This window comes from Colwellia sp. 12G3, assembly GCF_002836775.1.
Lineage (GTDB): Bacteria > Pseudomonadota > Gammaproteobacteria > Enterobacterales > Alteromonadaceae > Colwellia.
This window is the reverse complement of sequence record NZ_PJAQ01000054.1, coordinates 79,622-98,549: the sequence shown is the minus strand read 5'-3', so window position 1 is coordinate 98,549 and position 18,928 is coordinate 79,622. Positions and strand designations below refer to the sequence as shown.

At 36.9% G+C, this 18,928-nt stretch carries 9 protein-coding genes; 3 read left to right on the top strand and 6 right to left on the bottom strand.

From position 1 onward, the window contains the following. Positions 1-82: 82 nt before the first annotated feature. Positions 83-4,654 (bottom strand): EAL domain-containing protein, encoded by a 4,572-nt coding sequence (locus tag CXF71_RS12320; RefSeq protein ID WP_232771461.1) that lies wholly within the window; start codon positions 4,652-4,654, stop codon positions 83-85. Between the two features lie 279 nt (positions 4,655-4,933). On the opposite strand from CXF71_RS12320, the gene prlC reads away from it, so the two are divergent. The 3 genes from prlC to CXF71_RS12305 all read left to right on the top strand — a co-directional run bounded on the left by prlC (position 4,934) and on the right by CXF71_RS12305 (position 12,188). Beyond that, positions 4,934-6,985 carry an oligopeptidase A gene (prlC, locus tag CXF71_RS12315; protein ID WP_101233248.1) on the top strand — a complete coding sequence of 684 codons (2,052 nt, stop codon included), beginning with the start codon at positions 4,934-4,936 and terminating at the stop codon, positions 6,983-6,985. Between the two features lie 175 nt (positions 6,986-7,160). Continuing rightward, complete coding sequence (locus tag CXF71_RS12310) at positions 7,161-7,895, top strand: DNA-3-methyladenine glycosylase I (protein WP_101233247.1); 735 nt, start codon at positions 7,161-7,163, stop codon at positions 7,893-7,895. Positions 7,896-8,030: 135 nt separating this feature from the next. Then, the gene (locus tag CXF71_RS12305) at positions 8,031-12,188 is read left to right on the top strand and encodes an InlB B-repeat-containing protein (protein ID WP_101233246.1); all 4,158 of its coding nucleotides are present in this window, start codon (positions 8,031-8,033) and stop codon (positions 12,186-12,188) included. Between the two features lie 66 nt (positions 12,189-12,254). On the opposite strand, the gene CXF71_RS12300 is transcribed toward CXF71_RS12305, so the two are convergent. The 5 genes from CXF71_RS12300 to CXF71_RS12280 form a co-directional block, all read right to left on the bottom strand. Then, positions 12,255-13,685 (bottom strand): mannose-1-phosphate guanylyltransferase/mannose-6-phosphate isomerase, encoded by a 1,431-nt coding sequence (locus CXF71_RS12300; protein WP_198559881.1) that lies wholly within the window; start codon positions 13,683-13,685, stop codon positions 12,255-12,257. 330 nt (positions 13,686-14,015) lie between these two features. Continuing rightward, positions 14,016-15,209 carry a hypothetical protein gene (locus CXF71_RS12295; RefSeq protein ID WP_101233245.1) on the bottom strand — a complete coding sequence of 398 codons (1,194 nt, stop codon included), beginning with the start codon at positions 15,207-15,209 and terminating at the stop codon, positions 14,016-14,018. Beyond that, complete coding sequence (locus tag CXF71_RS12290) at positions 15,206-16,687, bottom strand: hypothetical protein (protein ID WP_101233244.1); 1,482 nt, start codon at positions 16,685-16,687, stop codon at positions 15,206-15,208. Before CXF71_RS12290 ends, CXF71_RS12295 begins: the two co-directional genes overlap by 4 nt. A 42-nt stretch (positions 16,688-16,729) precedes the next feature. Further along, positions 16,730-17,773, bottom strand: coding sequence for an acyltransferase family protein (locus CXF71_RS12285; protein ID WP_157826757.1), 1,044 nt, complete (start codon positions 17,771-17,773; stop codon positions 16,730-16,732). Between the two features lie 57 nt (positions 17,774-17,830). Further along, positions 17,831-18,874, bottom strand: coding sequence for a glycosyltransferase family 2 protein (locus CXF71_RS12280; RefSeq protein WP_101233242.1), 1,044 nt, complete (start codon positions 18,872-18,874; stop codon positions 17,831-17,833). Between the last annotated feature and the right edge of the window lie 54 nt (positions 18,875-18,928).

The window sequence follows — 18,928 nt, the reverse complement described above, 5'->3', positions numbered from 1 at the left end:
GTGGGCGCCCAAAAAGCTTTATTCAAGTAGTAAGATAATAATATTAATACTTTATTAGGAATCAGCCGTCGGCTTTTGTAAATTAGCTCGTGGTAGAAATAAGTTCAGTTTTATTTAACAACAAATTTTGCATAATTTCATCCGCAGGTATTGGCTTACTATATAAATAGCCCTGTATATAATGACATTTTTTGGCCACTAAATAATGCAATTGCTCAGTAGTCTCTACCCCTTCAGCAATGCAATGCATATTAAGCCTTTTAGCTAAAACTAGCGTGGTATCAACAATCGCTTCATCGGCTTCATTAATACCAATACCCGAAACAAAGCTACGATCTATTTTGATAATATCTAACGGTAATTGCTTTAAATAAGATAATGACGAAAAACCAGTACCAAAATCATCTAATGCTAATGTCACCCCTAGTTCAGATAACTTGCGCATAGTAGTAATAGCATTCTCTGGTTGTAAAATAAGCGCACTTTCGGTTACTTCAACACGCAGTATTGTTGCTGGCAGTTGGTAACGCGCCAATAACTCGCTAATATATGAAACTATGTCTGCTTCAATAAAGTGTTGCACTGATAAATTTATCGACACATAAAAATCAGATCGTATGGTGTGCCATTCTTTTAGATCTTTACAGGCCCGCTCAAGTGCGGATTCTGTCATAGTAATAATTAAATTTAGCTCTTCTGATAAAGGAATAAAGTCATTGGGTGGTACTAAACCTGTAGGAGTTTGCCAACGCATTAACATTTCTACACCAACCGCCTTCCCCGTATGTGCGTCTATAATTGGTTGATAGTGATTAATAAATTCATTATTTTTCACCGCTAATTTTAACGATGATTCCTTACTTAAACGCGCCATTGCCTCCACGTTCATTTGTGCCGTATAAAACTTAAAGTTATTTTTCCCTGCTTGTTTCGCATGATACATAGCAACGTCAGCATGGCGTAATAACTCGTCTGAGTTATTACCATCATTAGGGTACAACGCAATGCCAATACTCGCACCAACACTGACTAAGTTACCTTCTAAGTTAACCGGTTTGCCAATAGTCTCAATAACTTTTTCGGCGATTCGGCTCAGCTGATTATCACTAGAAAAACTCTCCAACAACACCACAAACTCATCACCACCAATACGCGAGACAGTATCATCCATCAGTAATACAGCTTCTAAGCGCTTGGCAACGTCTTGCAATAACAAATCGCCATTATCGTGTCCTAGCGAATCATTTACTTGTTTAAATCGATCGAGATCGATAAAAAAGAGTGCTATCGATTTCGTTTGTCGATTAGATAAATCTATTGCATGTTTAATACGCTCAAGTAATAAAGTACGATTCGGTAACCCCGTTAAATGATCATAATTAGCTAATAATCTTAATTCATTTTCAGCACTTTTCTGCGCGCTAATATCCGTAAGTACAAACAAATAATGTAAAGCGTTACTCACCGAATTTCGACCTACCGTCACGTTGATGATAACGTGATATTCGTCCTTATTAGCGGTAACAATCAATTCTTCACCACGCCAATGCTCACCCTCTTTGAGTGATAGCATTAATTTATGATAGAAACTGCGACGTTTTTGGCTAATGCCTAATAATTTGGAGCTAAAATCAAACTCTTCTTCTGGCCAGTCAAAAACAGCACGCATTGATTGATTTGCGGTGACTCTTGATATTTTTTCATCAATGATAAAAACCCAATCTTGTGTTTGCTGAAAAGCATCTCCGTAATACTGCGCACGTTCTTCATTAGCACGAGTCTCGGTAATATTGGTATAAGAACCCGTCACTCTAATAGGTTTATTATCAGCATCTACAGCAACAATTTTCCCTAAATCTTTATACCATAACCACTGATCATCAGATGTTCTCAAACGGTAAGTACAGGAAAAATTATCCTTTAAATTGGCACTACTAATAAATAATTGCCAACAGAGCAGAAAGTCATCATGATCCTCAGGATGAATCAAGGCAACATGCTCTTCAAAACTATAAAACAGCGCTTCTTCTACATAACCTAAATCTATAGCAATACGCTTACCAAACATTAAGTTTTCATCTGCTTGCCAATCCCATACCTCACTGTTACTGCCAGTTAAGGCCAATTGTAAGCGGTTTTCGCGATACTTAACTTGCTCATGAGCATCTAGTAACAACTGTTGCTGAGCTTTACGATAACGAGACCAAGTCACCATAATAAGTAGTAACACTACTATATAAAAAACTAAGGCCAAAGGAGAACGCCAAGGGGCAAAATTTACGTTGAACTTAATATGGACAGGATCTGAGTATTCACCAGTCGAGGGTGACTTCGCTTGAATAGATAAAGTATGTTTGCCTGAAGCTAAACTAGGAAAGGTAATATGAGCTTCCCTCGTTGCGGGGTAATCAATATTATTTACCCCCGCCAAGCGATATTTATAACTGATACTTTTTTCATTACCGTAAGAAAAAGTCGAAAAATCAATGCTAATACCGACATCATCATAGTTGAGGTTAATAACGGCATTATCTTCAATAGCCAAGGGTAGAGCTAAATCTCTCGATAACAACGCCACAGCAGTGACCTTGACGTTAAAGTTTTCGTTATTGTGCACTTTCTTTAATGTTGATGGCTCGAAAATACTTATGCCTTCCATTGAACCATACACAAAACGCCCATCCGGTAATTTCACATGAGCCCTACCGTTAAACTCAGTAGCAACAAGGCCATTTTTACGGGTAAAGTGACTGATGTGATGGCTATTAGCGTCCAGCATAAATAAACCATTATGAGTAGAAAACCAGATATCTCCTGCTTCATCGGCCATGACACCGTAAACATTATTATCAATAATAGAATTAGCTTGATGGTAAAAATACTTTTCTTGAAAGTCTGGTAACGTTAAACCAACTAAGCCCTTACCGGTAAAACTTAGCCACAACACTTGGTTTTTATCTATTGCCCAATTGTCGATAGAGGTATATTCACCTGCGTCTATACCTGGCATTTTATAAAGTTGTACAAATTCTCGGGTCTTCGGATTAAAGCCCCATAAGCCATCATTACTTGTTAGTAAAAACCAATCACTCTTCGGAAAAGTACCTAAGAAATACAACACATTTTCGGGGGAGAATTTTTCTGATATTTCACTTAAATTATCTATTTCACTAGTGTTTTTGTTTATTTTAAAAACGCCTTTTTCATTTGCTACCCAAATAAATTCATCTTCCATTAATAGGTCAATATGCTGCCTTTCAAGCAGTTGATTAACTTCATCATTAAAGGGTAACGACACTATTTTTTCTAGTTTTTTATCAAAGACATCTACCCCTTTAGCCGTATACAGCAGGAGTTGTTCTGAATTTAGAGCAAAAATGGTGTTAATGAAGCTTTTGTTATAAATACTTTTTGAATCTTCATTGACTAAAAATGATGTAACTTTCTGCTTTGCTGTATCAACTCGATTCAAACCATTTGAGGTGGCGATCCAGAGTAAGTCATCATTTTGAGTATCCGGGTAAGCATACCAAACTTCGTTATAACTCAAACTAGCGGGATTATTTTTTTTATAGCTGTAATTTTCAATCAACTCTCTTTTAGGATTCCATTGATATGCGCCTACTGCTTTTGTGCCTAACCAAAAAATCCCCTGATGATCTTTAATCAGCGTTGTTATATTGTTATCTGTAATGTCGTCAAAGTAATCACTAAAGCCAAATAAAAACTCACTGCTATTATCAAGTGTATTGACAACACTCAGACCCTTATCTGAAGCGATATAAAGTTTTTTCCCATCAGGTAATATTTGCCATGCTGCTATATTTTCAATAAGCAGTTGATAGCTAGGTAATGGTGATTTATCTGCAATATATGCTTTAATATCTGCTACGTTTATAGCAAAAAAACCATCGTAAGATCCTAAATACAAGGTATTGTTAATATCCGTATGTAATGTGTATATTTTATTACTCGTTTCTACATTCGGCTGTTTAACTGTACCGATTTGTATTTTAGGCAATTTTTTCCAATGATTTTTATCTATGTGATAGGCAAAAACACCGGACTTAGAACTCAGATACATTACTCCATCATGCAAAGACATCTTAAATAAGTAAAAGTCACCAGCTAATTCTGATTTTAGATCAAGAACTTGTTTGTATTCGCTGGTTGCTTGGTTATAAAAGCCTAACGCTTTAGATGTTAATATCCAGATGTTATTGTCATCATCATGGATTAAGTCCATAACATAGGAATCAGCGCCTAAGGAATCGTTGATTGGAATTTGCTGATAATTATCAGTTTTAGGGGTATAGCTATAAAGTTTTCGACCATCTATATTTAGCCAAATTAAACCATTATTATCTTCAAGAACATTATATACAGCGACATTTTCAAAGTTATTATCAGGCCCTGACAATTGCCTAACTTTATTACCGTCATAAATATTGACCCCATCTTCCGTAGCCAGCCAAATAAAACCAGTTTGATCCTGAATAATTGAAAGAATACTCCCTTGTGACAAACCATCATCAACAGATAGGAGTTCTAAAGACAGGTTTTGTACTGCGGCATAACTATTAGGCGCAACTATAGTGCCAAATAAAAGGGTTAATATTAGTAGGCAGAAAATAAGTAATTTCTTAAGCATCATCACTCAACAACAGAATTCATTATAAAAATAGACAGTAAGTTATAAAGGTATAACTTACTGTCTATTTGTGCAAACAAAAATCAAAGGAAACACTGTTACAAACAACAACTTTGCTCTCTCGATACAATAAAGTCACACCAATAAATAACTCAGTAAAATATGGAGGGATGTTTTTATACTTTTAAATAAAAACTATTTGATAACTAATGTCTCAATTGCCTTGAATAAAGCCTCTCTTGGTCTTACATCAGTTATAACATCAACTAATTTCTAAGCATCATGACCAATCCATTATTAGTACCTAGCGAACTACCAGCCTTTTCAAAAATCAAACCTGAGCATGTTAAACCTGCTGTTGAGCAAGCCATTAGTGATTGCAAAAAAGTTATTGAGCAAGTACTCGCTAATAACGATGTATTCACTTGGGAAAACCTAGTATTGCCCATTGATGCTGTTGATGACGTGTTATCTAAATTATGGTCACCGGTGTCGCATATGAATTCGGTGACGAGCAGTGATGAATTACGTGATGCTTACGAGTCCTGCTTACCGTTGTTATCAGAATATGGCACTTTCGTTGGTCAACATGAAGGTTTATATCAAGCCTATCAAAGCATTAGAGATAGTAGTGAATTTAGTCACTTAAACATTGCTCAGCAAAAAGTGATCACCAATGCCCTACGCGACTTCACCTTGTCTGGGATAGCCCTGAGTGATGAAAACAAAAAGCGTTATGGTGAAATAGTGACGCGTTTATCAGAGCTCAGCTCGAGCTTTAGCAATAACGTATTAGACGCAACCCATGCCTTTAGCATTACGATTGACGATGAAAGTGATCTTACTGGCTTACCTGAAAGTGCTTTAGCCGCAGCGAAAGAGCTTGCCACGGTAAAGGAAAAACAAGGTTTTACCTTTACCCTCGATATTCCAAGTTACCTACCGGTGATGATGTATTGTGACAATGCAGATCTACGTGAGCAACTTTACACTGCCTTTGTTACCCGCGCCTCCGAACAAGGGCCTAACGCTAACGAATTTGATAACAGCAGCATTATGGATGAGTTACTTAACTTGCGACATGAGTTAGCTAATTTACTCGATTTCGACAACTATGCTCAACATTCATTAGCAACAAAAATGGCCAACACCACCGGTGAAGTCATGGAGTTTCTTGAAAATTTAGCGATTAAATCGCAATATCAAGGTAAACAAGATTTTAAAGAACTAAGCGATTTTGCGGCTAGCGAATTCAAAAAAGACAACTTACAAGCTTGGGATTTGGCTTTTTACAGCGAGAAATTAAAGCAAAGTCGTTACGCTATTTCAGATGAACAATTACGTCCATACTTCCCTAAAGACAAAGTGGTTTCTGGTTTATTTGAAGTGGTGCATAAATTATTTGGTCTATCTATCACACATCGAGCAGGTGTTGATGTTTGGCATGACGATGTTAACTTTTATGACGTATTTGATAAAACAGGTGAAAAACGCGGCAGCTTTTATTTAGACCTCTATGCCCGTGAGAAAAAACGTGGTGGTGCTTGGATGGATGATTGCGTTGGTCGTAGACAATTGTCTGATGGTTCAATTCAATATCCAGTAGCCTATTTAACCTGTAACTTTAACGGCCCTGTAGGTAATAATCCGGCATTATTTACCCATGATGAAGTCGTCACCTTATTTCATGAATTTGGTCATGGTATTCATCACATGCTGAGCCAAATTAATGCCAGCAGTGTTGCCGGTATTAATGGCGTTCCTTGGGATGCAGTAGAACTTCCGAGCCAATTTTTAGAAAACTGGTGCTGGCAACCAGAAGCACTCGCCTTTATCTCTGGACATTTTGAAACTGGCGAGCCTTTACCTCAGGCAATGTTAACTAAAATGTTAGCCGCGAAAAACTTCCAATCAGCCATGCAAATGTTACGTCAGATCGAATTCAGCATCTTTGATTTCACTATGCATGAAAGCTTTGACCCGAAAGCATTGAACAATGAAAAACACATTCAACAAGTGCTAGATAATGTCAGAACTCAGTACTCAGTAGTACAAGCACCTGAATTTAATCGCTTCCAGCATGGTTTTAGTCACATCTTTGGTGGTGGCTATTCAGCGGGTTATTACAGCTACAAGTGGGCTGAAGTATTATCAGCGGATGCCTTTGGCTTATTTGAAGAGCAAGGCATTTTCAATGAGGAGACCGGACAGTCATTCTTAACCAATATTCTAGAAAAAGGTGGCAGTGAAGAACCGAGCGAATTATTCAAAAACTTCCGTGGCCGAGCGCCTAAAATAGATGCGTTATTACGTCATTGTGGTATTGAAGGGTAATAAAGACCGTCATTCTAGAAGTGTGTTAATCGGACGTGGTATGGATACCACTTATTAGACAATGCATGGAGCATATTGTCTGGGATACAACACTTGTGGCATAACATTAGATTCCCGTCCTAAATAACGGGAATGACATAACTCAAAAAACACTACTTTAATGAATAAATAACATATGACCCACGAATCATTTAAATCACTATTTCAACGTGCTGCCGAGCGAAAAGGCGGTGTACGGGCACTTGAGGATTTACTAGGTAAGAAAATTCTCGGTAAAAAACTACTTGATGATACCGCCGCACAGCAAAGTGTAGCCAAATTAAGTGATGATCGTATTCTTGCCGCCTTCACCAAACAAATATTTAAATCAGGCTTTGTTTGGCGTGTGGTCGAAAATAAATGGCCTGATTTTGAAGAGCACTTTTTTAATTTTAATATTGAAAAAATGCTGATGATGCCTGAAGAAATGTTGGAACGAAAAGCAGCAGATCCGAAAATAATTCGTAACTACAATAAAGTAAAAACCATTAAAGCTAATGCACAAATGATATTTGATATCACCATGGATAAAAACATCAGCTTTGCGCAATTTATTAATGACTGGCCAAGTGAAGATATTATTGGTTTATGGGCTTATTTGAAAAAACATGGTGAACGCTTAGGTGGTAATACAGGTCCCTATGCACTGCGTTTATTAGGTAAAGACACCTTCATTTTAAGCAGTGACGTTGAGGCTTATTTAAGAGTACAGAAAATTATTGATGGTGGCTTGCAAAGTAAAAAAAGCTTAACCGCAATACAAGCACATTTTAACAAGCTACAAAATGAAAGCGGCTATAGCTTAACGCAATTGAGTCGTTTGATTGCTCTTTCTTGTGGTGATAATTATGTGCAAGTGGCTGAAGAATGATTATCCCCCCATTGCAAGGTTAACATTTTGCTTTGAAAGGCTAATTTTAAAACTATATGGTCAAAGCTCAAACAAGTTATCAGCAATACCACCAAATGCTATATAATTAAGTAGCGAAGCCTTAAAACTCGGTCTATGATGATTAAATTATTAAATAAAGTATGCGGTATTTTTAATATGGATATGGATATCACCAAAATGTTAAGAGCCATTCTATTTATTTGTTTTTCTTTTTTTCTAAGCAGTTGTACGTCAGAGGAAGAAACACCTGAAACAAATTTGCAACCCACTTTCTATGATCTAAATATTAACTTCACACAAGCCGAGCAAGATTTAGGTGTTGTTAATATCCAACCAAGCAATTTAGTATGTAAAACCACTTGTACCTCCAATATTGCTGTTGATACTGCTGTGGAGTTAATAGCTAACCCAAAAGCAGGAGCAGTTTTTGTTGAGTGGGGCGGAGATTGCTCAGGTAATAGTACGTGTAATGTGACAATGGCATCGGTACATACTGTAACTGCTTCATTTTCTGAAGCACCCTCTGTATTTGCATTATCTGTAGAAATAACCAATGGGGGCTCAATTACACTGGATGGTGATTTAGGTGAATGCCTAACCGATTGCGAATTAAACTTTATTAGCGATAAAAAAATAATACTTAATGCAACACCCGATACCGGTTATATATTTACTGGTTGGTCTGGAGCATGTTCAGATAACTCAACTTGCCAAGTGACTATGTCTGCAGCACGCAGTGTCAAAGCGAGCTTTGAACAAGAAACTGATTTTATCCTTTCAACTGAAATTAGTGTCGGCGGCTCAGTGTCTTTACAAGACGGTACTCTTAAATGCTCAGATAGTTGCAAATTCAATTTAGAAAAATTAGTAATAGTCGACATAATTGCAACTCCTGTGTATGGATATGTGTTTAAAAACTGGCTAGGTGATTGTACAGGTACTGGTAAATGTCAGATTACCATAGATGCAGCTAAAGTAATCACGGCCAATTTTGAAGCAAGCCCTACTTTTAATCTAACAACTTCAATTAGCCTTGGTGGTTCAATATCATTAAAAGATGGATCTCTTACTTGTGACGCAGAAGCAGATTGTATTTTTAACATGCTAGAAAATGAGACCGTCATAATTAAGGCACTGCCAGCTACAGGTTATATCTTTGCCGGCTGGAGCGGTGATTGTACAGGAATTTCTGTCTGTGAATTAGCAATGTCAGCTGAGCATAGTTTAACTGCAAGTTTCATTAATATTCCTGTTGGTCAATTACTCTCTTTACAAATAACAACCGGTGGCTCAATTTCATTAGCTAATAACTTAGGAGATTGCTTTACTGACTGTCAATTAAGTTTTAGCAATCAAGAAATGCTAACGCTGACTGCCACACCTGAAACTGGCTACCACTTTACCGGTTGGGGTGGTGACTGTACTAGCCAAACTGATTGCCAAGTAACGATGGATACTGAACACTCAGTTACAGCAACATTTACAGAAAACCCTAAACTATCATTAACCGTACCGGCTGGTGGCTCAGTAACGCTTTCTGATGATTTAGGTAACTGTTCTGTTGATTGTCAGCTGAGTTTTAGCCCTGATACAGTAATAACGGTCACCGCTACTGCGGATGATGGTTATACTTTTGCTGGCTGGACAGGAGATTGTACCGGTGAAACTAATTGTCAAGTAACGATGTCAGTAGACCATTCAGTTACGGCAACTTTTACTGAAATCCCCCCAGAAACAACATTATCAATAATCATAAGCGAAGGTGGTTCAGTAACACTTTCAGATAGCTTAGGTGACTGCACTATTGATTGTCAGTTAATATTCACCCAGCAAGAAGCGATAACACTGACCGTGACCCCTGAAGCGGGTTATATTTTTTATAGTTGGAGTGGTGACTGCGCGGGTGATGCTGCTTGCCTAGTAACAATGACATCAGATCACACAGTAAGCGCCATTTTTAAGCCAACATCACACACATGTACAGCACAAGCGCCTTTACCAGCAGACAGTTTTGATGCAGACCCTGAATTTCCTTACAACAACCCAGCTTTTGATGGTACAAAAGTTGAAATCTTATTAACTGATTTTGTTGTCAAAGAATCATCAGGAAAAGGCGCCACTAACTACCCTGTATCAATGGTATTTCCGGTAGAGCAAGGTCTATACTTTCACCCTGGTGACTTCCATATAAAAAATAGTGTCGGAGAAATTGTTCCAGCACAGTTTAATGTAATTAATCGTTGGTGGGCAAAAGATCGCTCTTTACGCCATATTCAAGCACACTTTACTGTAGATATTGAGGCTTATACTGTTGGACAAAGCACTACAGGAAGGAAGGAGCTCACATTATACGCGGGTAATGGAAATATAAAGCCGACCTATAGTGTATGTGCAACTGAAACTAGTTCAGATATACAACTAAGCAATGGATTGGTCGATATTGCTATCACTAAAAGCCCTTTAACTATCACTACACCAGCAGGTCAATTAAAATCACTTTTTACCAAAGAGAATGGAGATATTGATAACTCTTTTGACCACACTAATATAAATATAGAGTTAGAAGAAATTGGCTATCTCCGCACTATTGTTAAAATATCTTCATTAACGAATTATGTTAGCCCAACAGATATAAAACATGGTTGGGCAATGAGACTTTATATGTATGCTGATAGCGATAAAGTGAAGGTAGATTTTCAGTTACAAAATTCAGCAATCAATACTCAGTTCTCGGCACCACTATACTTCAAGAGCCATCAATTAATTCTTGATAGTACAGGAAGTACAATTACCCAAACGGTACAAGCGGATCAAATCGATGGAGAAAAAATATCATCCGGCTTATCTGGCGCGATAAGCGCCCCTAAAGTGAATGTATTCTTCCGGGATTTTTGGCAGAAATTTCCGCAGGGCCTTGCTACAAAAACTGATGGAAACGTATCTATGGAGTTATGGCCTGCATGGTCCAAGCAATTTTTAGATGCTGACTTTGCCGTTGCTGATTTTTATTGGCTAGATGATATGAAACAAACTTACAAAGAAGTATTACTTGACTTTTCCACTCAAAATCAAACAGATTATCTAGATACCGTCGCGCGTAACTTTCAATACTCACCTGTAGCTTCATTACCGCAAGCGTATTACGCAAAAACTAGCGTAACTTTAGAGTTAGGAGGGTACTTTCCTACAACAGCTATTCCAAATGAAGAATTCAGAATACCTCAATACGTAGCTAGTGATTTTTCAGATACTGTATCTACAGGCCAATATAAGTTTGGTCAAGATAACTTTGCTTTAGATTTAAATCGCAAACATGCTACTAATGGTACGGGGGGATGGGCATACTCTAATAGACGCTTCTTTATAACAAGTAACCCTCAAGATTTCTATAAGGCACAAGCATCGGCAAAAGCAGAAATAAATATTAGACCACAATGGCTTTCTGGCTATACTCATGCAGATAACTTCGCCTCGATAACGCCAAGTGCAAACCCTTATGGTGGCTCAACGTGGAGGAGCTTCCACCTTGGTAATAGTGGAGCCACACTAACAAGATCCTATATTGACGGAAGCGAACAGGTTGCAAGGCCCAGAGATGATCAGCATGCTTGGTTTTACCACATGGAACATGCTTATTTGATGTCAGGTGATAAGTGGTTAAAAGATTGGTATCAGTTTATGGCTGAATTTAAGCAAGTATACCTTAAAGAATTGGACCCTTGGCCTGATAGGTCAAATCGAGCTGAAGGACATAATTTGAATGTCGCATTGTCTGCATATCGTGTTACAGCTAATGCAGGTTTAGGTGAACTACTAACTAAATATACTACCGATATACATAGCAAGTTCTTATTGGCTCCACATAACCTTCACCGGGGTGGTGACTGGAGTGATAATCCTCAGGCCTCTATATTTCAACTCGGTTATTTAATTAAACCTTTTATAGATTTGACGTATGAGTTCCCCGATCAGACTACAACAATAGGATTGATCAAAGACCAAGCGGATTGGAACTACAATTATGCTAACTTTAGTTATTATCGCAGTATCTTAAGTAATGAAGTAACCACATCTGCTTCAGGTGCTAGTCTAACGTTTGTTGATGCGGCAATATGGTACTCTTTACATACTGGAGATACAAAATATGCAGACCACGCTACAGGGTTTGTTCAATCAGGTATTGGTGGGAGAATAGCTTATGGTACTTGGAGCCGTTGGTTAGGGCAATATGAAGGACAAATATATAACTACTATCTACAAAACACTCCATAGATAACATTAACTATAAGGTTACTTACTCAGCGTAAGTAACCTTATATAACTAAGCAGGTTGAATGTTTAAACTCTGCCGTACTTATCTTCAAAGCGCACAATATCATCTTCACCTAAATAACTACCTGACTGCACCTCAATCATTTCTAATGGCAGTTTCCCAGGGTTTTCTAAAGCATGCACGGCACCAACAGGAATATAAGCCGATTGATTCTCAGTCAACAATACGGTATTTTCATCGATGGTAACTTTTGCAGTACCTGATACGATGATCCAATGTTCAGCTCTGTGATGATGCATTTGCACTGATAACTTAGCACCTGGCTTTACAGTAATACGCTTTACCTGAAAACGCTCTCCCTTATCGATAGAATCATATTTACCCCAAGGACGATAGGCTTCACGATGTAATACAGCTTCACTACGTTTTTCTAATTTTAGCTGCTCAACTATTTTTTTTACTTCTTGCACCTGATCTTTATTGGCAACCAATACCGCATCAGGCGTATCAATAATAACTAAATTTTCAACACCAACCGTTGCAATCAACTTATTTTGACTGTGAATATAACTATTAGTTGTTTGGTGAGCTATTACGTCACCTTTTAAAACATTCTTGTCTTCATTTTTCTCACACACTTCCCACAATGCAGAATAAGAGCCAACATCACTCCAACCAGCATCAAGCGGAATGACTACTGCAAAGTCAGTTTTTTCCATTACCGCGTAATCGATAGACTCGCTAGCACAAGCTAAAAATGCTGCTTTATTTGGTCTTAAAAAGTCTAGATCATGCTCAACGTCTGTCATTGCTTGTTGGCAATTTTCTAAAATATCACTACGGTGCTTAGCTAGCTCTTCTAAATAACGCGAAGCTTTAAATAAGAACATACCACTATTCCAAAGATAATCACCTGAAACTAAATAGTCTTCTGCAACTTGCGCATTTGGCTTCTCTACAAACTGTGCTACATCAAAAATACCAACTGTGTGCTCACACCCCTTCTTAATATAACCATAACCTGTTTCAGCATGAGTAGGCACGATACCAAAGGTGACTAACTTTCCTTGCTGTGCTGCAATACTTGCTTGTTCAACGGCTTGATGAAAAGCCGCTGTGTCTTGAATTACGTGATCTGCCGCTAAAACTAACAATACAGCATTTTTATCTTTTTCTAACGCATGAATTGCCGCTAGCGCAATTGCAGGTGCAGTATTGCGACCTTCTGGCTCAAGCAATATAGTGCTTTGCTTTTGTGATAGTTGCCTTACTTGTTCCGCGACTAAAAAGCGATGTTCTTCATTACAAATAAATACTGGCTCGCTAATATCCCTAGGTAAGCGTAATAACGTATCTTGCAGCATGCTGGTGTCATTAACTAGCGGTAAGAATTGTTTAGGAAAAAGTGCACGTGAAAGAGGCCAAAGGCGGGTACCGTTTCCACCACACATTATTGCAGGGAAAATAGATGTAAGAGAAGTCGTTGTTGAACTCATATGTATTCCGTTGATGAGGTTGAAGTTTCATAGAAAATAATGCTGTTATAATAAGCGATACAGGTGAAGAGTAAAACCTCTTTTATCGTTAACTAACAAGTTATAAGAACAACAAATTTTCTATCTCATTAATTCCCTTTAACTATTACTCTTAACTCTCTTATTAAACGACCAGAATGTTCATCAAAGAATAATTTTACATGCTTATGTAGTTAACTCAGGAGCTTGCTGTAAACGTCATCTTCGAAGTATCTGATCGAATATCCACCACTTTTTAGGCACTGGATCCCCCTGAGCCATACACGTAGGCACGTAATTTTATAACTTACCCTAACGAGTTAAAAAACACTCATTAACTTTTTGACAAAAACTAGGTGAAAAATAAGGATAGTTGGGTAAACCTAATTCAACTCTACTTTGAAAGTAGCTGTTAGATTCTATTTCATTTTCGATGCCGCCATCACCAATAACAATATTTTTATCGTGAGTGACCGTAATCCTTTCATCGCCAGCTGAAGGAAGTGCTAATAGTTTGTTAATACCTATTCTATCTAGGTAGATTATGTTGCCAACAAGATTAATTCGGTTACTTTCATACGCCATTCCTTCTAAACCAAAGCCGATCATTTGACCATTTTCTGATTTAGGTCCTTGCTCTAAAATTGAATTTTTTACTGTTAATTCACCGCCATTAGACATATCAATTAAACGACTATCATCAGAAGATAAGGTAGCGACTATAGAAGATTCGATAACTAACTTATTCCCACGAACTTTTATAGCATGACCCTCACTCTTCGCTGCAATTATTAGTGATTGGTAAATATACACATCAGCTTTATTGGTATATATGCCGTGGGCTTGACCATTAAAGCCTAATCGTTCGAAACGGCTATCATAAATCTTCAGAAATCCGGTTTCTTTTGCCGTTTCTAGTACTCCTTCTTGGCTATTATGAAAATAAACATGATTAAGGGTAAGATCTTTACCTTCTTGCCTAATGCAAGCTCCATTACCATCTCTTACACTTATATAACGGCATTCAATGTTCTCAACGGTTAAATTATTGCCTTGGCTTAAGATAAAACCCTTTCCATGAGCTGCCGATTTTTCAAAGACAACATGTCCATTGCCTTTAATCGTTATATCGTTTTTTGTTATTACTAGTGGTGTATAATGAACACCCTCGGCGACGAATAAAGTATCGCCATGTTTCAAACTTTTTACCGCAGCAGAGAGGTCTAAAAATGGCTTTTTATTTACAAATGTTACCCCTGAATTAGCCGTATTTTTCACATGCGCTTGCCATGGTAAAAATGCCGCATCAATCTCTTCTGCAAGGGTCATGTTATTGCCTTGAATTAACTCTTCATATTCGCGCTGTTTTTGAAATTGATAATACTTACCACTAACTTTGCTAGTAAGTTTATTAAGAATGATCGGTTGCCATAATAGTAATAATACAAACAACACATGCGTTAATACACCAGAGACAAGAAGATATTTATAAAGTAAACCTCTCAAGGTGATTCCTTATTATCTACTGATTTTAAATTAAGTTGATCTAGGCAAAATTGTTTACCTGAAAATGCGCCAACATAGCCATTTTGCGCCCGATTACCACAGAAGTCATAAAATAAGGAGGGAGTTAACTCTTTATAGTCATTAACGAGAAAGGTATCTCGCCAAGAGAAATCACCTATATCTGGAGCAATAAAATAATCACTCATGTTATCTTTCCCAGTAAAAAAGTTTTGTTTTACTATGAGATTGTTCCTCTGTGTAAACTTACCTTTTTCTCGCTTTTTAATTCGGCCAGAAATTATATTTTCATCAATAGTTGCTGAACTTTCTTCAAAACGGACATCAATTCCTAGAGTGTTATACAAAATATTATGGTGAACTTGACTGTTACTTGCTCTATTCAAATAAAGACCTACATCGTTGGAACAATGCATAACTATATTGTTTCTAATAATACCATTAACATGCTCTGCAGGATTTTTATCTCGCCTATGCGCCTTGAGGGAGCCACCACCACCAAGTGACAATCCAATAGAAGTGTATTGGTCTGCTAAATTTGCAGCACAAATAACAAGGTTTTGTTCAAAAATACCATTTTGAGATCCTCCCTTGAAAAAGGCAGCATAACTCACCTCATCACCTGCGGATTTTTGTATATCAAAAATAAAATTGTTCGCAACCCGCCAATTATTTGCATGCATTAAATCTATTGGGGTTACCGGATTTTTCGTTTTTCGTGGACTAGTATTAAAAATAGTATTTTGGACAACACTGCCATAGTCAGGATAGTTATTACCTACACCATTCACTTTGATCATGGCATTAAAATCTTGTAAGATATTATTTTCAATGGTGGTGTGCTTACCCTGCCCCACTACATGAAAAGCATGTTCGCACCTGCTGTGTTTTTTACAGTTGCCGATTAAATGTAAATTTTGAAATTGCCAATAAGGCCTGTTTACAACAAAACCTTCGCCTCGTATATATATTTTAACTGTACCTAATTGGTTAGCAATAACACGAATTGGGTTATTTTGAGTACCCGCTTTAGCCAAGTGAATACTAAACTGGTCAATCACATAATCACCCGGCGAAATAACAATAGACTGCCCTGCAATAACATTTTTTAAAGCGGTAAGTAGCTCCCCTTCATTAAATACCGTAATTGTATTATTCACATCAAATTTAGCGTGCTTTTTAGCCCCAACGCCATGCCATTGAGTTATATCGAATGATCTGAAATAGTAATTTTTTTCTTCAAAATAACTCATTCCATCCAACAAGGGAGACACTACAGACAATAAATTAGGCTTCTTAATAGATAGGTTATTTCTAATTTTTTCGCTAAAAAGGGGTAAAGATAAGTCTAATGTATTTATTTTATACATTAACAATCCACAGACAACAATAAAGCCAAAATTAGCAAATAATCCTACGAGGATAAAGTATTTTTTAAATGCGCTTATCCATGTTGCCATATAAAAATACACTCCCTAGTAAATTGGAATTAAACTGACTACTTACAATTTTTTTAGTATAAAATTCTTTATCGTTCTTTTATGTCTTTCACTCCATCGACCCAAAAATACGACAACAAGAGTGACCCCACCTAAAACAATTAATCTCGTCATCCACGACGCCGGCTCACTGGGAGAAAGTAGAACCAACACCTGCATTAAAGGGCGATGAAACAGATATAGCGCGAAAGTTAATGAAGCTAACCATCTTATTTCAACGGAAAACTTCAACAAAATACCCCTCAATAATTTAAATAAAGGTAATCCAAACATAATATGAAGAGAGAAAGTAATTGCTTCAAAATAATCAGCGACTATACCTCCTCCAACATAAGGAAGGTTAAATTTAAACTCTGTGCGGATAAGTGGTGAAAATAAAAATAACATTAGAAATATAAATGAAATTAGCCCATGGTAATATTTTAAAAAATAGCTTGGATATTCATTATGCACCTTAAAACAATAATAACCCATCAACCAGATAGGGAATAAAACAATAATGCTTGAGCCTGCTAACAGCACTAATAGTGCAATAGTAAATATTCTTTTTTTACCACGTACATAAAATATGGCGGCAAATATTGCATAATAAATTACTTCGTAACTTAATGACCAAAAAGGTGCGTTGATACCTGGATTTAAATGCATATTCCATACATTTTGCAACAGCACTGTCGATAATAAATAATTAATTATTTGACTACCTTCAGGATATCCCCAAGGTCCATCATAATAAAAAGAGGGGTTAATCGAAAGTCCAATAAAATCACATATAGCGGTAAGAATTAGGGCGGGTAAAATAATAGAGCTCAAACGAGACACCCTAGATACAGTATAATCTTTTAGTGTGTGCTCTTTAAGATGCGCCACATATCCGATAACATACCCTGACAAAACAAAAAAAACGATTACCGCAGCCTTTAAATAAAGGCCTAGTTGCCAAAAAAGACCTCCTGTAAAACTTTGTCCTGAGGCGTGGCCCAAAAAAATAATCATTGCAGCCGAAAACCTAACTAAGTCTAAATATAAAGATGTTTCTTTGTTCAAAACCTTTTCCTCTGCATGCCATATAAAGAATAATTTGCACTAAAACACCTAAATAGTTTAATACTGTGTCTGCGGTAACTTTCTTTTGAAAATAGTTTTCAATATTGACTTTATTAGTTGTTTCAACGAGAAAACACTATGGCCATATTTCACTACCGGCTGTTCACTAATTACCATTAATACTTCAGTAGGTGATATATAACTCGCATAGTAAAGTAAACTTGAAAGCTGTTTACTAATTTTTTGATTAAATATCTGCACTAAATCGCTATTTAATGTTGGATTACTCTCTAAGATAAACCTATTAACAGCTAGGCTTTTTATAGTGTTTCTGTAAGAGTTTTTTGGGTTACTGGTATTATCTTCATGATGATAAATATTAGATAACTGTTTATTAATGGCTACCATGGGGTTCGTTAAAGAAATTCTAAACCATAATTCAAAGTCCTCCCCTACACTAAAGCTTGGGTTAAACAGACCACTTAATATTAAGACATCTCGTTTAATAGCCGTCGAACACATAGGTATAAGACTTCCAAGCGCTAATGTATTAGGAAAGCTATCATTAAAAAGAACATAATCTCCTTCAACGTCCCAACAATCACCTCGCTGCATTAATCGATCTAAAAATCCTGAAAATTTTTCCCAGCTGTCATCCTGACGGTGAGTTTCACCATCAGCAAAAAAGAAACCTATCTCAGGATAAGATGAAATAGCTTTACTGAATTCAGATAAATGATCCTCTTTAAATTCATCATCCGCATCAAGAAAGCAAATAAAGTCACCCTTGGCTGCTATAACACCAATATTACGTGAGACACTACGTCCTCTGTTAATATTAGATATAATTGTAATATCAAGGTCTGGGTGATTCGTTACAAAATTTTGAGCTTCATTTAATGTAGAATCAGTTGAGCCATCATCAATAACAATGACTTCAAAGTTTCTAATTTTTTGATTAGCGACACTAGTAAGAGCCTTACTAATGGTTTTCTCACCATTATAAACAGGGATGACAATAGAGAAGTACATATTAAATATTATTACCATTTTTGAAGTTTTGATATGATTCTCTTTGGGAGAGTCTGTTGGAATACTCATCTTTCTCGAGTGTAAACTTAAGAATCACTAATTGGTTAGCATATTAAATGACAT

Excerpts from the sequence above, each read along its gene's own strand:
- CXF71_RS12320 (WP_232771461.1), bottom strand. The coding sequence starts at position 4,654 with ATGATGCTTAAGAAATTACTTATTTTCTGCCTACTAATATTAACCCTT.
- prlC (WP_101233248.1), top strand. The coding sequence starts at position 4,934 with ATGACCAATCCATTATTAGTACCTAGCGAACTACCAGCCTTTTCAAAA.
- CXF71_RS12310 (WP_101233247.1), top strand. The coding sequence starts at position 7,161 with ATGACCCACGAATCATTTAAATCACTATTTCAACGTGCTGCCGAGCGA.
- CXF71_RS12305 (WP_101233246.1), top strand. The coding sequence starts at position 8,031 with ATGATGATTAAATTATTAAATAAAGTATGCGGTATTTTTAATATGGAT.
- CXF71_RS12300 (WP_198559881.1), bottom strand. The coding sequence starts at position 13,685 with ATGAGTTCAACAACGACTTCTCTTACATCTATTTTCCCTGCAATAATG.
- CXF71_RS12290 (WP_101233244.1), bottom strand. The coding sequence starts at position 16,687 with ATGGCAACATGGATAAGCGCATTTAAAAAATACTTTATCCTCGTAGGA.
- CXF71_RS12280 (WP_101233242.1), bottom strand. The coding sequence starts at position 18,874 with ATGAGTATTCCAACAGACTCTCCCAAAGAGAATCATATCAAAACTTCA.